Genomic DNA, 14,395 nt, shown 5'->3' on the forward strand with positions numbered 1-14,395 from the left:
GCCCGGGCACGTCCGGGTTACGCGTCCGGGGCACCGCGGCCGGTGCCCTCGGGGGGGGCGGGCGGGCGGGGGGGGGGGGCCCCCCCCCGCCCCTACGACTTGGTGCGTCAGGCCTTGCCGAGGATCCGGTTCAGGTTCGTACCGCACTCGGGGCACTTGGCCTTGGCCATGCGCGTGCCCTTGTCGTTGACCTTGACCTCGCCGTCGGCGGTGCGCTTGGCCTTGCACTTGACGCAGTAGAACTCGCCGCTCCAGGTCTCTGCCATGAGGGCCCTCTCCTTGCTCTGAATACCAGCCCGGGATCTCGCCCCAGGTTGTCGTGGATGCTAACGGCAGACCGTCCTGCCGTAGGCCGTTCGGCCCAGTCGGGATTCACCCTACGGCAGCCAGGCGCACGCTCAAGCGCACCTCCTGGCCCGCGCGCCGCTCGATCCCCCCGAGGAAAGCCTTTTCCGAACTGTCCGGCAGCACAGAGCAGGCTCCCGGGAGTCCGCCTTCGGAACCGCTCGGCTTCCCCTCCGAACGGCCCCGGAGGCGATCCGGGAGCCTGCTGACCTCGACGCTAGGAGGCGCGGGCGGCGCAGGCAAGGGCCTGTTGTCCACCCCTGTGGATAACCCTGTGTGCAACCTGTGGGACGCGCCGCCGGGCACTGTGGACGGGTGGGGGAACAGGATGTGAACAACCGGAGTCAGCAGGCCCAAGATTCGGCGTCTGACCTGCGGAAACGTCGATGCACAGGATGTGGACGGAAGAAAGTTGTCGGATTCGGGGGGTACATTTCTGAGCCATGGCCGACTCTCCACCGCGCCCGATCCCGCCGTATGTGGATATCCGTCGCAGCAAGCGGCGCAAGCGGACCGTCAGCGCCTACCGCGACGGCGAGCGGGTGGTCGTGCTGATGCCCGACCGGCTGTCGGCCGCCGAGGAGGCGCGCTGGGTCGAGACCATGCTGGCGCGGCTGGAGAAGCAGCGCAGCCGCTCCCGCGTGTCGGACGAAAAATTGTTGGCCAGAGCACACGAACTCGCGTGTCGCCACCTCCCCGAAGTGCCCGAACCTGCGTCAGTCAGGTGGGTTTCGAACCAAAACAGACGGTGGGGATCGTGCACTCCGGCGGACCGATCGATCCGGTTGTCGACTCGTCTGCAGTCGATGCCCGCCTGGGTGGTGGACTACGTCCTCATCCACGAGCTGGCTCACCTGATCGAGCCGGCCCACAACGCGGCCTTCTGGGCGCTGGTCCACCGCTACCCCAAGGCCGAGCGCGCCGAAGGCTATCTGGAGGGCATCTCGGCAGCCTCCTCCCTCAACCTCGAGGATTTCTAGCTCCACGTTTGGGAGCTGTCCGCACCCGCTCGCTCACGCTGCGGCAGTAAGCCCCGGCCCCACCCCCACCGGGGTGAGGAAAGCCGCAGGGGAGGGGTGGGGTTTTCCTCAGGGTGAACTCGGTGGCTTCCTGCATGGTGGCGATCACCCTCCTCCAGCGAGGCTTTTGACCCATAGCCAGCGCCTCGCCAGGTAGCGCGCTGAGTGGGGCGCCGCAGTGGCGCAGAGGGGTAGGGAACGTATGGCCAGGGGACAGATCACGGTTCGGGCGGCGCGCTGGAGTGCCACCCATCCGTGGCGGGCGATCGCGATGTGGGTGGTCCTCGTGATCGCCTGTTTCGCACTCGGCTCCGCAACGGGCACCAAGGAGTCCGACGGCGAAGGAGACATCGGCGAGGTGACCCGGGCCGACAACATCGTCAAGTCCGGCAACTTCGCCGACCCGGATGTGGAGAGCGTGCTGATCACCGCACCGTCCGGGACACTCGACCAGGCCGAGGCGGCCAAGGCGGCCGGCGTCGTGATCGAGCGGATGCGCGCCCTCGGTGGGGTCGCGGAGGTCGCTCAGCCGATGCCCTCGCCGAACAAAGACGCCCTGATCGTCAGGGTCACCCTGAAGGACGGCACCGATGACAACCGAGTACAGCCGCTGCTCGACACCACCGCCCAGGTCCAGCAGCAGTATCCGAACCTCCGGATCGAGGAGGTCGGCGGCCTGTCCATCGGCAAGGCTCTGGACGAGACGCTCGGCAAGGACTTCAAGCGCGCGGAGATGTTCAGCCTGCCGGTGACACTGGCGATCCTCTTAGTCGCGTTCGGCGCACTCATCGCGGCCTCGGTGCCGCTGCTGCTCGCGCTGTCCGCCGTCGCCGCCGCGATCGGTCTGTCCGCCGCGGCCTCGCAGTTGGTGCCCGCGGTCGACGCGGTGAACAGTGTGATCCTGCTGATCGGGATGGCGGTCGGCGTCGACTACTCGCTCTTCTATCTCCGCCGTGAACGGGAGGAACGCGCCAAGGGTCGCGGTCACGTCGACGCGGTCGAGATCGCCGCGGCCACGTCGGGTCATGCCGTCGTCGTCTCCGGTGTCGCGGTAATCATCTCGATGGCCGGGTTGTTCCTGGCTCGCGACGCGGTGTTCTCGTCCTTCGCGGTCGGCTCGATCCTGGTTGTCGCGGTGGCCGTCGTCGGCTCGCTGACGGTGCTCCCCGCCGTACTGGCGAAGCTCGGTCGCTGGGTGGACCGGCCGCGGATCCCGTTCGTCTGGCGGCTGACGGCGAACAAGTCGAAGCCGCGCTTCTGGCCGGCCATGCTGAAGCCGGCGCTCAAGCACCCGGTTGCCACCCTGCTGGTCTCGGTCACCGCGCTGCTCGCCGTCGCCTCGCCGGCGCTGGGGATGACGCTGAAGTTCCCGGGCACCGAGGATCTGCCGCGCGACACCGCGGTGATAAAGGCGTACGACCGGCTCACCGCGGCGTTCCCGAGCACGGGCACCAGCCACGAGGTCGCCGTACGCGCTCCGGCCAACCAGCAGCCGGCGGTGAAGGCCGCGCTGGCCGACCTGGTCCAGCGGACTCAGAGCGACAAGCTGTACGCACAGGACGGGTTGGAGGAGCCACGCGTCTCCAAAGACGGCACGGTCACGGTGCTCGAGGTCGCCACGCCGTACGAGGGTGGTAGCCAGGAAGCCCGCGATTCGCTGACGAAGCTCCGCAACGAACTGATGCCGGAGACCGTCGGCAAGGTACCGGGAGTCGAGTACGCCGTCGGTGGCTTCGTGGCCGCGGACGTCGACTATGCGGCGCACACGCGGGAGAAGCTGCCGCTGGTGATCGGGTTCGTGCTGCTGCTGACGATGATCGTGATGATGGTGACGTTCCGGTCCGTGGTGGTCGCGGTCACCGCGATCTTCCTGAACCTGCTGAGTGCGGGAGCGGCGTACGGAGTGGTGACCGCGGTGTTCCAGAACACCTGGGCTGAAGGCATCCTCGACTTCAGATCGAACGGTGCGGTGGTCTCCTGGTTGCCGCTGTTCCTCTTCGTGGTGTTGTTCGGTCTGTCGATGGACTACCACGTGTTCGTCGTCAGTCGGATCCGCGAGGCGGTGCTTCGCGGCGTGCCGACCAAGCAGGCCGTTGCCGAAGGCATCACCGGCTCCGCGGGTGTGGTGACCAGCGCGGCGGCCGTCATGATCGGTGTCTTCGCGGTCTTTGCCACCCTGAGCACGCTGGACATGAAGCAGTTGGGTGTCGGCCTGGCGGTCGCGATCCTGATCGACGCGACGATCATCCGGGCGGTCGTCCTGCCGAGCCTCATGACCCTGCTGGGCAACGCGAACTGGTGGGCGCCGAAGTGGCTCCGCGGCAAGACCGCCAAGCACTCGGCCCCAGTTGCCCCGGTCGAGGAGGAACGCGAGCTCACCCCGGTCGGCTGACAATTCCCGTACGACCTCAGCGCCCCACTCCGGTGGGGCGCTGACGTCTATGGATGGTGATGTCCGCGGGTAGCGTCCTTCGTCGGGTGAGAGGAGCGGGCAGGACCCAGCAACCCCACTCTCATGATTCGTTGCTAGGTGGGTGCTGGCGGGCTCGGTGGGTGGCTGCTTTGACTCGGCTCTGGCATTGGGGGGAGCAGAAGCGGCGCTGAGCGTTGCGCGAGGAGTCGACGAAGACGCGGTCGCACTGCGGTGCCGCGCACACACCGAGACGGCCGGCCAGGTCGCTGCCCAGGACGATGGCGAGGCCGGCCGCGCATCCGGCCGCCCAGCCGTTGGCCAATTCGTCGTCCGGCCCGTGGAAGTGCAGACTCCACGGCCGGTCCTTGCCTCGGTCGAGCTGAGGCCGTGAGTGGGTGTCTTTCAGGAGCGCGTTGACTTCCTCGGCGGCCCGGTCGAGGTCTCCCGTGTGGGCCGCTTCGAACACGATCCGCATCCGTCCCGCGAGAGCCGCGAGCCGTCTCGCGTCAGTACGGCGTACGGCGGCCTGCGGGTACCCGATCGCGGCCAGCGCCTCCGCCACGGCAGCTGACTCGTCCGCGGGCGCGGCCACGGGGGAGCCGCCGGAGTAGCCGGGCGTCAGCCGGTTCACGTACTCCACAGCAGCAGCCAGCACACTTCGTGCGTGACTATCAAAAGACACTTGACCAGTCACAAGCTCTCTCCGTACAGTCGATCTCGCGTGACTAACCATATCGCTTTAGACAGTCACGCGAGAGGAGACCCCCGTGACCACTGCCGCAACTCGTGACCCCAGTCGAGGCGTTGCCGGGCTTTCCGGCGCGGTGTGGGTGCTGGTGGTGGCGCGGGCGATCAACCGGATCGGGGCGTTCACGTTGCCGTTCCTCGGGGTCGTGCTGACCGTCGAGTTCGGTGCGTCGCTGAGTGAGACCGGGCTGATCCTGGCCCTGTTCGGTGCGGCGACGATCCCGTCCCGGCTGCTCGGCGGCCAGCTGGCAGACCGGCTCGGCCGTCGCCGGACGATCGTCCTCGGTCTCACCGGCTGTGCCGTCGCGCAGACCTGGATCGCCGTCTCCGGCCAGCTCTGGTCCGCGATCATCGCCACCGTGCTGCTCGGCCTGGCGTTCGAGATCTACGAACCACCCAGCCAGGCAACGATCGCCGATCTCACCGACCCCGCCGACCGGCCGACGGCGTACGGGCTGCTCGGCGCCGCGATGGCTGCCGCTGGCGTACTGGCCGGCCTCCTCGCAGCTGCCCTCAGCCACTGGGACCTGCGCTGGCTGTTCGTCGCCGACGCGGTCACGTGCGCAGCCTGTGCCATCCTCGTCGCCCGCGCGCTCCCAGCCGACGTACGACGAACGCGCGAACAGACCACCGTGGTCGCGGTGTGGCGCGACCGCAGACTCCTGCTCCTGTTGGCCAGCGGCACGGTCTTCGCCACCATCTACATGCAGTTGGTGATCGGGCTACCGCTCACCCTGCTGGAGCAGGGCCTCCCGGAATCAGGCACCGGCTTCGTCCTGGCCGTATCGGCGGTCACCTTGATCGTCGCCCAGCGCCTGCTCCGCCTGCAGCACCTCGACGACTTCCGCTCCATTGCAGCGGGCTACGGACTTCTGGCCGTCGGTCTGCTGGTCTGCGCGTTCGCGCAGAGCCTCACCGTCTTCCTGATCGCGACGGTGCTGTGGAGCCTGGGCGACCTGTTCCTCCTGACTCGCTACCTAACGCTGGCCTCAGGGCTCGCACCCGAGCACGCCCGCGGCCGCTACCTCGCCGTCTTCGGCCTCAGCTGGGGAATCGCGACCGCGATCGCGCCCCTGACCGTCACCTGGCTGCTCGAGTCGGTAGGTCCCGAAGGTCTGTGGCTCTCCAGCGCCGCGGTGGCCGTCGTCCTGGCCGTGCTTCAGCCGTGGTTCAGGAGGCGACTGGCTCCAATCTGACGGTCAGGCCCTTGGCGACCGGGGTGTTGCTGCCCTTGGCCAGGTCGTCGGCGGACATGAGCACGTTGGTCTCCGGGTAGTACGCCGCCACGCAGCCGCGCGCGGTCGGGTACGAGACGAGCCGGAACCCCGAGGCCCGTCGCTCGACTCCCTCGAATTCGCTGACGATGTCGACGTACGCGCCGTCCTTCAACCCGAGCTCGGCCAGGTCGTCCGGGTTCACGAAGACCACCTCGCGGGTCCCGTGCACGCCGCGGTAGCGATCCTCCAGCCCGTAGATCGTCGTGTTGAACTGGTCGTGGCTGCGCATCGTCTGCAGTAACAGCCGGCCCGGCGCGGTCGGCAGCCAGCTCAGGTCGTTCGCGGTGAACTGCGCCTTCGCGTCGGACGTCCGGAACTCGCGCCGATCCCGGGCCGCGTGCGCCAGCAGGAACCCGCCCTCGTTGGCCCGCAACCGCTCCTCGAAATCCTCGTACCCGTCGGCCACCCGCCCGATCCGCTGCCGGATCAGGCTGTAGTCGTCGGCGAAGTCCGCCCACGGAATCTCTCCGACCGAAGGTACGACTGCCCGCGCCAGCCCGCAGATGATCCCGATCTCGGACTTCAGCTCCGGCCCGGGTGGAATCAGGTTGCCGGTGGACAGGTGGACCGCACCCTGCGAGTCCTCGACCGTCACCGACTGCGGACCCGCTGCCGTGTGGTCGTGATCGGTCCGCCCGAGGGTCGGCAGGATGAGCGCCTCGCGACCGGTGATGGTGTGCGACCGATTCAGCTTCGTCGACACCTGCACGGTCAGATCGCACTGCCGCAACCCGCGATGCACGACCTCGGTGTCAGGCGTGGCGGAAGCGAAGTTCCCGCCCATCGCGAAGAACACCCGAACCGTCCCGTCCCGCAACCGCTTCACCGTCGCGGCCGCGTCGACTCCGTGCTCTCGCGGCGACGTGAACGCGAACTCGTGGTCGAGCCGGTCCAGGAAGGCGTCCGGCATCTTTTCCCAGATCCCCATGCTCCGGTCGCCCTGGACGTTCGAGTGACCGCGCACCGGGCACGGGCCGGCGCCGGGTTTGCCGATGTTTCCCTGCAGGAGCAGCACATTGACGATCTCGCTGATCGTCGCGACCGCCTCGCGGTGCTGGGTCAGCCCCATCGCCCAGCAGATCACCGTCGCCTTGGACTTGATGAACCGCTGGGTGAACTCCTCGATCTCGGTACGACGCAGTCCGGTCGCCAGCTCGACCGCGGCCCAGTCGAGCTCGGCGTTGTGTTTCGCGTAGAGCTCGAAGCCGCTGGTGTGCGAGTCGACGAAGGCCTTGTCCAGCACCGTGCCCGGGTTGGCCGCCTCGGCCTCGAGCAGAAGGTGGCCGACGGCAAGGAACAGCGCCTGGTCGCCGCCGATCCGGATCTGCAGGTGCTGGTCGGCCAGCGTCGTACCCTTGCCGACCCAGCCGCTGGGGCGTTGCGGGTTCTTGAAGTTCATCAGGCCGGGCTCGGGCAGCGGGTTGACCGAGACGATCTCGGCGCCGTTCCGCTTCGCGATCTCGAGGTGGCTGAGCATCCGGGGCGCGTTGGTGCCCGGGTTCTGGCCGACGACCACGATCAGCTCGGATTCCTCCAGCATCTCCAGGGTGACCGCGCCCTTGCCGCTGCCGATCACCCGGGACAGCGCCGTACCGGAGGACTCGTGGCACATGTTCGAGCAGTCGGGCAGGTTGTTGGTGCCGTAGGCGCGGACGAACAGCTGGTAGAGGAACGCGGCCTCGTTGCTGGTCCGGCCAGAGGTGTAGAAGACGGCGTCGTCCGGGTCGGCGAGGCCCTTCAGGTGTCGCGCGACGACCTGGAACGCCTCCTCCCAGCCGATCGGTTCGTAGTGGGTCGCGCCGGCCCGGAGTAGCAGCGGCTCGGTGATCCGGCCGAGCTTGCCGAGCTCGAACTCGGAGATCTCGTTCAGCTGGTCGATCGAGTGGGTGGCGAAGAAGTCGCGCGGCACCCGCTTGCGGGTCGCCTCCCAGGCGACCGCCTTGGCGCCGTTCTCGCAGAACTCGGCGGCGTGTTTGCGCTTGTGGTCGGGATCCGGCCAGGCGCAGGACGGGCAGTCGAAGCCGCCGTCCTGGTTCATCTTCAAGAACACCTTGCCGGTCCGGACCGGGCCCATCTCACGGAGACCGAACTTGAACGACGACAGCACGGCGGGGACGCCGGCGGCCTTCTTCTTCGGCTGTTCGATATCGACCATGTCTCCACGATAGGTCCACCTATCATCACGCGCTGCTTTGATAGTCGTGACTGTGGACAAGTGGGGCCCGCAGCCACAGCACCCCACCGGGTTATGTGGTTGTAGCCCATAGTGCGGCGGCACGCTGATTTCTACAGTCGTCGGCCATGGAGACCCGTCGAGCCCTCGTCACCGGAGCTGCGTCCGGCATCGGCGCCGCGTGCGCCCGGCGCCTGGCGGCTGACGGCGTACAGGTGATTGCCGTCGACTACGACGCTGCCGGCCTCGAGGCACTCGAGGGAGTGCAGACGGTGGTAGCGGACCTGGCAGATCTGGACAGCCTCACGGACCTGCCGAAGGACGTGGACATCCTGGTGAACAACGCAGGGGTCCAGCAGGTCGCACCACTCGAGCAGTTCCCACCGGAGCGGTTCAGCTACATCCTTCGACTCATGCTCGAGTCGCCGTTCCGGTTGATCCGTCAGACGCTGCCGCACATGTACGGCAGAGGATGGGGCCGAGTGATCAACATCAGCTCGGTGCACGGCCTCCGGGCCAGTCCGTTCAAGGCGGCGTACGTGTCTGCCAAGCACGGGCTGGAGGGGCTCAGCAAAGTGGTCGCACTGGAGGGTGCGTCGCACGGAGTGACCAGCAACTGCGTGAACCCGGCCTATGTCCGTACGCCGCTCGTCACCGCGCAGCTCGCGGATCAGGCGGCCACCCACGGCCTGTCCGAGTCAGAGGTGCTGGAGAAGGTCATGCTCGAGCCAGTCGCAGTGAAGCGGCTGATCGAGCCGGACGAGGTGGCAGAGCTGGTCGCACTGCTGTGCGGCCCGGCCTCCGCCTCCATCACGGGAAGCTCGTTCGTACTCGACGGCGGCTGGACCGCCCACTAGCTCAGGAGACAGTCCGTCATGACAGCAACACAACCGGTCAAGACCCGTACGCCGATCGTCCGGGTGGTCGGCGCGAGTCTCGTCGGCACGACCGTCGAGTGGTACGACTTCTTCCTGTACGGCGTGGCCGCGTCGGTGGTGTTCGGCGACCTGTTCTTCCCCAAGGGCGAGGAGCTCACCGGGACGCTGCTGAGCTTCGCCACCTTCGCGGTCGGGTTCTTCGCCCGTCCGATCGGTGGAGTCGTGTTCGGCCACTTCGGTGACCGCCTGGGCCGCAAGAACCTGCTGGTGCTGTCCCTGCTGATGATGGGGCTCGCGACGTTCGCCATCGGCCTGCTGCCGACGTACGCACAGGTCGGTGCGCTGGCTCCGATCCTGCTGACCGTGCTGCGGCTCATCCAGGGCTTCGCACTCGGTGGTGAGTGGGGTGGCGCCGTACTGATCGTGTCGGAGCATGGTGATCCGGCACGGCGTGGCTTCTGGGCGTCCTGGCCGCAGGCTGGTGCTCCGGCGGGTCAGCTGATCGCCAACGGCGTACTGGCCGGCCTGGCCGCGTTCCAGTCGGACGCCGCGTTCAACTCGTGGGGTTGGCGTATTCCGTTCCTGCTGTCTGCCGTACTGGTGCTGGTCGGGCTGTGGGTGCGGCTGCGGATCGAGGAGTCGCCGGTGTTCAAGGAGGCACAGGCCAAGCAGCAGCCGACGGACAAGCTGCCGCTGCTCGAGGTGATCACCAAGTACCCGCGTGAGGTGCTAACGGCCATGGGCGCGCGGATGGCGGAGAACGTCAGCTACTACATCTTCACCATCGTCATCGCGACGTACGCCAAGGAACAGCTGGGGCTGGGCAAGTCGTTCGCGCTGAACGCCGTACTGATCGGTGCGGCCGTGCACTTCTGCGCCATCCCGCTGTGGGGTGCGCTGTCCGATCGGATCGGTCGTCGGCCGGTGTACCTGATCGGTGCGATCGGTGTTGGTGTCTGGGCCTTTATCTTCGTCGCCCTGGTGGACACGAAGAACTTCCTGCTCGCCACATTGGCTGTGACGGTCGGACTGGTGCTGCACGGTGCGATGTACGGGCCGCAGGCGTCCTTCTTCACCGAGCTGTTCGGCACTCGGGTCCGCTACTCCGGTGTCTCGGTGGGCTACCAGCTCGCGTCGATCATCGCCGGCGGTCTGGCCCCGTTCATCGCGGTGGCCCTGCTCAAGGCGTACGACTCCGGCTACGCGATCGCCGTGTACGTCGCAGCGTGCGCGGTCATCTCCATCGTAGCGGTGACGTCGTACTCTGAAACGCATCGTCGGGACCTGACCAGCGTGTAGGTGGCATCATCGCGAACGTGGAGGAGTTGCTACGGCTGCTGGCCGAGGACGCGCCCGGGAGTGAGCTGGCCCGGGCGGCGGGCGAGGACGCCGTCGCGCGGGACCTCGCCCTGCGGATCCGGGCCGGTATCGACGCCAGCAAGCGGCGTGAGGCCGAGCTGTCCGCCCTGGTCGACGTCGCCCGCGAACTCGCCTCGGCCCGCGACCCGGGCGGCGTACTCGACACCATCGTCCACCGCGCCCGCACGCTGATCGGGACGGATGTCTCCTATCTGACCCTGTACGACCCGGCGCGCGGCGACACCTACATGCGGGCGACTGACGGCTCGGTGTCGGCCGCGTTCCAGCAGCTGCGGCTCCCGCTCGGTGCAGGTCTCGGTGGACTGGTCGCCGAGACCTACAAGCCGTACTGGACGGCCGACTACCCGTCCGACCGCCGCTTCCGGCACACCACGCCGATCGACAGTGCGGTCGGCGAGGAGGGCCTGGTCGCCATCTGCGGTACGCCGCTCATCGTCGACGGAGCCTTCGTCGGCGTACTGTTCGCCTCCAACCGGACGCGCTGGCCGTTCAGCCGCGAAGAGGTGTCGCTGCTCGGCTCACTCGCTGCCCTCGCGGCCGTGACCATCGTCCAGGTCCGCGCGGCCGCCGAGACCGAGGCCGCGCTCGACCAGCTGTCCGAGGCCCACGCCGGGGCCGAGCACGCGGCTGCCGCCCACGACCGCTTCGCCGACATCGTCCTGTCCGGCGGTGACGTCGACGCGATCGCCGCCGCTTTGGCCGAGCTCCTGGACGTGTGGGTCGTCCTGGTCGATGCGGTCGGCAACGAACTGGCGGTGGCCGGCTCGCCTGACGGCGCCGCCGTACCGTGGCAGGAGTCCGAGTCCGGCCGGCTGACGCGCATCGGCAACTGCTGGGTCGTGGCCGCGACCGCGAAACGCGAGCGCCTGGGTGCATTGGTGATCGGCGGTGTCGACGACCTGTCCGGAGCGGACCAGCGAATCGTCGAGCGTGCAGCCGTTGTCACCGCCCTGGTGCTGCTCTTCCGTCGCCAAGCCGCTGAACAGTCCCAACGCGCACAGGCCGACCTCCTGTCCGACGTACTGAGTGGCAGCGCTGATCCGAGGGCATTGACCGACCGACTCCGGTTGCTCGCTCCGAACCGTCGTCACGATCGCCTGGTCGTAGCCGTCTGCCGTGGCGACCACTCCGCCGTACGAGCTCGGCTGTCGGCGCCACTGGAAGACAAGCTGGTCCTATCTGGTCCGTACGGCGGTGACCTGGTGCTCCTGATCAGTCGGACCGACGCTCCAACGGTTGCTCGTGAATTGGCCGAGGTAGCCAAGCGCACCGGAGTCACCATCGGAGTGACAGGCCCGGCCGCATGGGGAGACTCGTTGGTCGGCTCACACCGACAGGCGGTCCACCTGGTCGCCACGATGCAGCGGCTCGGCCGCAGTGGTGAGTCCGCGACGCCGGACGACCTGGGTGTCGCCGGTCTGGTCGGTGCGGCCGAGGTCGACGTACAGGCTCATGTGCAACACGTCCTCGGTGCAGTGATCGAGTACGACGACCAGCGCGGCACCGATCTGGTCGGGACACTGCGCGCGTACTTCGCGGCAAGCCAGAGCCCAACCAGAGCCGCCACAGCTCTACACATCCACCCCAACACCGTCCAGCAACGCCTGGACCGGATCACGGCCCTCCTCGGCGACGGTTGGCAACAGCCCGACCGTGCCCTCGACCTCCAGGTCGCACTCCGTCTGCGGGCCGCACTCGGCTGAGGCTTGTCAGCCGTTCGGCCGACACCACGATCCGCTCTGTCCTCCGTTCACCCGATGTGACGAGCTCTGGCGCTCAGGCACGCTTGAGACGAGGAAGCACTGTAGGCATTGGGGATGCCACATGGCGAACGGACGGATCATCACGGTCTTCGCGACCAAGGGCGGCTGCGGCAAAACGACTGTCGCGACCAACCTGGCCGTCACCCTGTGCGCCCGCGGTACCCGGCGCGTCTGCCTCGTCGACCTCGATCTGGAGTACGGCGACGACGCCTGCGTCCTCGGCCTTCGTGCGGAACGCAGCCTGCGGGATGCCCTGCAGTGGGAGGGCGACGTGACCGTCGACCACGTGGCTGCCCTCATGACGACGTTCCGGCCGAACCTGGACTGCGTGCTCGCACCTGACGGTCCCGGCGAGGCGGCACATCTGCCGCACGCCCTGGTCAGGGCTCTTCTCAGGCTTCTCCCCGCGCTCTACGACTTCATCGTGGTCGACACACCAGCGCGCTTCAGCCAGATGGTGCTCACGGCGCTGGACGCGGCGGACCAACAGGTGCTGGTCACGACACCCGAGCGGCCGGCGTTGAGGAACCTGCGCCACACCCTCGACGCCCTGGACCTCCTGTACGACGCCAGCACCCGCTCCATCGTCCTGAACAAGTCAGACCCCCGAGCAGGCCTCACACCCGCCGACGTCAACCAACTCCTCAGAACCCCGACCGCACTGAGTCTGCCGAACTGCAACGACGTACCAGCCTCAATCAATCGCGGTGAACCCCTGGCCTTCGCCTACCCCAACCACCCCATCAGCCAAGCAATCCACCAGCTCGCCGAAGCTGTCAGCGGCCAATACACCCACGAGCCCCCGCCCGGATGATCTCGACCGGTCAGAAGACGCCGGGGAGTAGGGCGGCGGTCCGGGTGCGGTAGGACGCGTAGGTCGGCAGCGCTCCGATCAGGACTTGCTCCTCGCTTCGGGCGCGGTAGACCTGGAGGGCGACGAGCAGGAGCCACGCGCCGGCTGCGGCTGTGGTGCCCGCGGTGATGGCCAGACCGAGCGAGGAGACGATCTCGCCCGTGTACAAGGGGTGCCGGATCCAGCGATAGGGACCGTGCTCGACGACTTCGCGGGCCTGGGCGATGACCGACAGGTTTCTGCCCAGGGTGACGAGCGACCAGACCGCCCAGGCCGTGCCGGCGACCAGCAGGACGTCGGCGACCAGCACCCGCCTGGTGGTGACCGTAGCGCTGTTGAGCAACGGAAAGACGAACGGCAGCAGGGTTGCGGTGATCGCTGCGACGTGAGCAGTGATCGATTTGCTGGTGGCCTTCGCGGGTCCGCGGCGCAGATACGCCCAGATGATCACCGCGTAGAAGGCTGCGACCAGGGCGGTGCCGATCCACCGCAGCGTGCCCGTGATCCCGGTGCCGTCCGCGTGCGCCAGGACGATGGCGTCGACGACCAGCATCATCGTTGCCGCAGGCACCATGATCAGGCGGCCGGCGTCGATCCGGCGGTGGTCGGGCTTGAGGATGGTCATGGCGGGCTACTTTCTGAACAGGACCTGGGCGATGCTGATCGCACCCGGTCCGAGGATGACGATGAACATGGACGGGAACAGGCAGAACACCAGCGGGAAGAGGATCTTGACCGGCACCTTCTGCGCCTTCTCCTCGGCGCGCTGCCGGCGCCGCAACCGCATCTCCTTGGCCTGTTCACGCAGTACGTCGGCGATCGTGATGCCCAGCTCGCCCGCCTGCACGAGGGCCGACACGAACGATCGCAACTCGGGCACGGTCGTCCGGTCGGTCATCGCGCGCAGGGCCTGCGAACGGGACTTTCCGATCTGGATCTCCTGCAGAACCCTGGAAAACTCCGCGGCCAACGGGCCGGTGGTGTTGCGGGCGACCTGCGCCAGCGCCGCGTCGAACCCGAGCCCTGCCTCGACGCAGACCGTGAGCATGTCGAGCGCGTCGGGCAAGGCCTTCTGGATCTTCTCCTGGCGCTTGGCGCCGGCGTTGTAGAGCAGGATGTCGGGCAGGAAGAAGCCGGCGGTCGCGGCCACGGCGCCGCCCACGATGAGCAGGCCGATCGTGCGCAACCCGTACAGTGCGCCGGCCCCGCCGAGGATGAAGAGGCCAAGACCCTTCGCGGCCAGGATTCGGTCAGGCGTCCACCCCGAAGGGTTGCCGGCGAGGTCGAGTCGGCGCTGCAGCGTCGTACCGATGCCCGATGGTGACAGGCGCACCGCGATGACCCGCAACCATCCGGGCAGTGCTGCGAACGCATCACGCTTGGGCTCGGCCTCGACCGCCGCATGCCGGGTGTAGTGACTGTCGATCGTGGCGAGCGCCCGGGCCACGCCGTCCTCGGCAGGTCGCGCGGTGATGCTGACGACTGCCAGCACCACGGCGAAGCCGAGGGCGGTGAGCCCACCGATCAAGAGCAAGGTTGTGGTCATC

Annotated in this window: 12 protein-coding genes; 7 read left to right on the forward strand and 5 right to left on the reverse strand. The window is 67.9% G+C overall.

Annotated features, from left to right (window positions below; genetic code table 11):
- Positions 1-107 precede the first annotated feature (107 nt).
- The gene (locus tag V9K99_RS34425) at positions 108-266 is read right to left on the reverse strand and encodes a DUF5679 domain-containing protein (protein ID WP_012922897.1); all 159 of its coding nucleotides are present in this window, start codon (positions 264-266) and stop codon (positions 108-110) included.
- A 522-nt stretch (positions 267-788) separates the two neighbouring features.
- Between V9K99_RS34425 and V9K99_RS34430 the strand changes: the two genes are divergently transcribed.
- Together V9K99_RS34430 and V9K99_RS34435 are read left to right on the forward strand one after the other, a co-directional pair.
- Positions 789-1,325 carry a M48 family metallopeptidase gene (locus tag V9K99_RS34430; protein ID WP_337009356.1) on the forward strand — a complete coding sequence of 179 codons (537 nt, stop codon included), beginning with the start codon at positions 789-791 and terminating at the stop codon, positions 1,323-1,325.
- Positions 1,326-1,566: 241 nt separating this feature from the next.
- Positions 1,567-3,756, forward strand: a complete 2,190-nt coding sequence (locus tag V9K99_RS34435; RefSeq protein ID WP_337009358.1) for an MMPL family transporter — start codon at positions 1,567-1,569, stop codon at positions 3,754-3,756.
- Between the two features lie 121 nt (positions 3,757-3,877).
- Here V9K99_RS34435 and V9K99_RS34440 read toward each other — a convergent pair whose 3' ends face one another.
- The gene (locus V9K99_RS34440; RefSeq protein ID WP_337009360.1) at positions 3,878-4,432 is read right to left on the reverse strand and encodes a CGNR zinc finger domain-containing protein; all 555 of its coding nucleotides are present in this window, start codon (positions 4,430-4,432) and stop codon (positions 3,878-3,880) included.
- Positions 4,433-4,544: 112 nt separating this feature from the next.
- Here V9K99_RS34440 and V9K99_RS34445 point away from each other — a divergent pair, with 112 nt between their 5' ends.
- Positions 4,545-5,720, forward strand: a complete 1,176-nt coding sequence (locus V9K99_RS34445) for an MFS transporter (protein ID WP_337009362.1) — start codon at positions 4,545-4,547, stop codon at positions 5,718-5,720.
- Here V9K99_RS34445 and V9K99_RS34450 read toward each other — a convergent pair.
- Entirely contained in the window at positions 5,695-7,956 is a 2,262-nt protein-coding gene (locus V9K99_RS34450) for an FdhF/YdeP family oxidoreductase (protein WP_337009364.1), read from the reverse strand. The genes V9K99_RS34445 and V9K99_RS34450 overlap by 26 nt on opposite strands.
- A gap of 146 nt (positions 7,957-8,102) precedes the next feature.
- Here V9K99_RS34450 and V9K99_RS34455 point away from each other — a divergent pair, with 146 nt between their 5' ends.
- The 4 genes from V9K99_RS34455 (at position 8,103) to V9K99_RS34470 (ending at position 12,809) form a co-directional block, all read left to right on the forward strand.
- The gene (locus V9K99_RS34455) at positions 8,103-8,831 is read left to right on the forward strand and encodes a 3-hydroxybutyrate dehydrogenase (RefSeq protein ID WP_337009366.1); all 729 of its coding nucleotides are present in this window, start codon (positions 8,103-8,105) and stop codon (positions 8,829-8,831) included.
- Positions 8,832-8,849: 18 nt separating this feature from the next.
- Positions 8,850-10,151, forward strand: coding sequence for an MFS transporter (locus V9K99_RS34460; RefSeq protein WP_337009368.1), 1,302 nt, complete (start codon positions 8,850-8,852; stop codon positions 10,149-10,151).
- A 17-nt stretch (positions 10,152-10,168) separates the two neighbouring features.
- Complete coding sequence (locus V9K99_RS34465; protein ID WP_337009370.1) at positions 10,169-11,935, forward strand: helix-turn-helix domain-containing protein; 1,767 nt, start codon at positions 10,169-10,171, stop codon at positions 11,933-11,935.
- Positions 11,936-12,056: 121 nt separating this feature from the next.
- Positions 12,057-12,809: an AAA family ATPase gene (locus V9K99_RS34470; protein ID WP_337009372.1), complete on the forward strand. Its 753-nt coding sequence runs from the start codon at positions 12,057-12,059 to the stop codon at positions 12,807-12,809.
- Positions 12,810-12,819: 10 nt separating this feature from the next.
- Here V9K99_RS34470 and V9K99_RS34475 read toward each other — a convergent pair whose 3' ends face one another.
- Both V9K99_RS34475 and V9K99_RS34480 read right to left on the reverse strand, forming a co-directional pair.
- Positions 12,820-13,473 (reverse strand): methyltransferase family protein, encoded by a 654-nt coding sequence (locus V9K99_RS34475; RefSeq protein ID WP_337009373.1) that lies wholly within the window; start codon positions 13,471-13,473, stop codon positions 12,820-12,822.
- Between the two features lie 6 nt (positions 13,474-13,479).
- Entirely contained in the window at positions 13,480-14,394 is a 915-nt protein-coding gene (locus V9K99_RS34480) for a type II secretion system F family protein (RefSeq protein ID WP_337009375.1), read from the reverse strand.
- Between the last annotated feature and the right edge of the window lies 1 nt (position 14,395).

The sequence above is a fragment of the Kribbella sp. CCNWLW201 genome (assembly GCF_037203805.1).
In the GTDB taxonomy this organism is placed as follows: Bacteria; Actinomycetota; Actinomycetes; order Propionibacteriales; family Kribbellaceae; genus Kribbella.

Bases quoted from the DNA above. Each gene is read 5' to 3' on its own strand.
- V9K99_RS34475 (WP_337009373.1), bottom strand. From the start codon at position 13,473: ATGACCATCCTCAAGCCCGACCACCGCCGGATCGACGCCGGCCGCCTG.
- V9K99_RS34480 (WP_337009375.1), bottom strand. From the start codon at position 14,394: ATGACCACAACCTTGCTCTTGATCGGTGGGCTCACCGCCCTCGGCTTC.
- V9K99_RS34425 (WP_012922897.1), bottom strand. From the start codon at position 266: ATGGCAGAGACCTGGAGCGGCGAGTTCTACTGCGTCAAGTGCAAGGCC.
- V9K99_RS34435 (WP_337009358.1), top strand. From the start codon at position 1,567: ATGGCCAGGGGACAGATCACGGTTCGGGCGGCGCGCTGGAGTGCCACC.
- V9K99_RS34470 (WP_337009372.1), top strand. From the start codon at position 12,057: ATGGCGAACGGACGGATCATCACGGTCTTCGCGACCAAGGGCGGCTGC.
- V9K99_RS34450 (WP_337009364.1), bottom strand. From the start codon at position 7,956: ATGGTCGATATCGAACAGCCGAAGAAGAAGGCCGCCGGCGTCCCCGCC.
- V9K99_RS34455 (WP_337009366.1), top strand. From the start codon at position 8,103: ATGGAGACCCGTCGAGCCCTCGTCACCGGAGCTGCGTCCGGCATCGGC.
- V9K99_RS34430 (WP_337009356.1), top strand. From the start codon at position 789: ATGGCCGACTCTCCACCGCGCCCGATCCCGCCGTATGTGGATATCCGT.
- V9K99_RS34460 (WP_337009368.1), top strand. From the start codon at position 8,850: ATGACAGCAACACAACCGGTCAAGACCCGTACGCCGATCGTCCGGGTG.